A 1,735-nucleotide genomic window follows, 5' to 3' on the forward strand; every position below is an offset into this window, starting at 1 on the left:
CCCGCCCACAACCTGACATCAGCAAGGTCCCCACCCATAACCACACCAACGACCAAACTGGCCAGCAGTCACGGCAAGGACCGTTGCAGTACTAGACGCCGTTTCTTATGGCTCTGGTGAGGGCTGGGCGGCCTCAGGGAAGCCCAGTTCATCCAGCAGTGCGTCGAACAGCTCCTCCACAAAGGTCTCCTGTGCACGCAGCAGTTCCTCGATCCGGGACTGCTGTACCGCGGACTGGAAGCCCGCTCCTGAAGCCCATGCGAGAGCGCCTTCGGCGTCGGCTGGTACCTCCGCATCGAGTTCTGCGCGCTTACGTCTGAAGGCCTCTTCGAACTCCGGGGTGGTGATCCACAAGCTCACGTCGTCCACCTCCTCGGGTTCCTCGAGGAGGAGGGCCGCGGCGTTGTCCAGCTCGAGCCATGCCTGCCAACGTTGTCCGTCGGTACCCAGGCCGGTCACGAGAGCGACGCTGCTGTCGGAGACGTCGGCGACGCAAGCCGGCATACCAGTCCATTCGACCAAGGTGAACAGGTACTCGTCCTCCCAGATGCCCTGTTCCAGCTGCAGGGTCTGCCAGCCGCCTGGTCGCGGCGACCACTCATGCACATCGTCCCTCAGCCCGGGATCGGTGCTGGCGAACACGGGTGCTTCCAGCAGCGGGCGCTCGCTGCGTGCAAAGACGAGATGGCCGGAAAAGCCCATGGAACCTCCTTGTCGAATACCAGCGCACCCTATGGGCCGTCACTGACACCATCAGTGTTGGCCGCCCCTGCTCCTTGACCGGCTGGCTCACCGGACCAGTCGGCGGTAGGCGATGAGGGCTGCGGCGATGCCGACGAAGGCGAGGAAGTGCTCGGCCTTGCGTTCGTAGCGGCGGTGCAGGCGGCGGCATCCGGCCAGCCAGGACACCGTCCGTTCGACGACCCAGCGGTGTCGACCGAGCCGGGTGGACGACTCGATGCCCTTGCGGGCGATCCGGTGACGGATGCGACGCTCACGAAGCCATTTCCGCAGGTGGTCGTAGTCGTAGCCCTTGTCGGCATGGAGCTTGGCCGGACGTCGACGGCGAGGTCCGCGGCGGGAACGGATGGGCGGGATCCCACGCACGAGCGGCTGCAGGCCGAGACTGTCGTGCATGTTGGCTCCGGAGATACCCAGGGACAGCGGAAGACCGTTCCGGTCGGTGATGAGGTGGATTTTCGATCCCGGCTTGCCGCGATCGGTCGGATTTGGTCCGGTCAGTGGCCCCCTTTTGCCGCCCGGAGGCTGACGGAGTCGATCGCGCACCGCGACCAGTCCAGCTCGCCTCTGGCGCCGAGTTCGTCGAGAAGGACGCGGTGGAGCCTGGCCCACACCCGGTCCCGGCTCCACTGGACGAAGCGCCGGTAGACCGTGGGCCAGGCCGGCCCGAACACGGGTGGCAGCTGCCGCCAGGTGCAGCCCGAGGTGGCCACGAAAACGATCGCCGCCAGGCATTCACGGTCACCGATCCGCCGCCGCCCGCCGCCCTGCGGACGTATGACCTCCGTCGGCGGGACCACCCGCCGGAACAACACCCACAACTCGTCCGGAACCAACCGCTCAACCAGATCCGTCATGCACTGCTCAACGAACGATCACGCCATAAGAAACGGCGTCTTAGAGGGCATTTAGAGATGGCCTGTGTTGGTAAGTGACCTTCGCGGCCGTCGCACTTGGGGTGTTTATCCTATACGCACACCCTCGCGTTCATCGA

At 65.4% G+C, this 1,735-nt stretch carries 2 protein-coding genes; both read right to left on the reverse strand.

Features of this window, described 5'->3' with window-relative positions; all coding sequences use genetic code 11:
• Positions 1-105: 105 nt before the first annotated feature.
• The gene (locus ABT085_RS46165) at positions 106-702 is read right to left on the reverse strand and encodes a hypothetical protein (RefSeq protein WP_351623189.1); all 597 of its coding nucleotides are present in this window, start codon (positions 700-702) and stop codon (positions 106-108) included.
• 87 nt (positions 703-789) lie between these two features.
• Positions 790-1,598, reverse strand: a protein-coding gene (locus ABT085_RS46170; protein WP_502983000.1) for an IS5 family transposase whose coding sequence is annotated in 2 segments (ribosomal slippage) — positions 790-1,241 and positions 1,241-1,598 — 810 coding nt in all. Because the reading frame shifts where the segments join, the coding sequence is not laid out codon by codon here.
• Positions 1,599-1,735 lie beyond the last annotated feature (137 nt).

The organism is Streptomyces sp. NPDC002265, assembly GCF_040296125.1.
Lineage (GTDB): Bacteria > Actinomycetota > Actinomycetes > Streptomycetales > Streptomycetaceae > Streptomyces.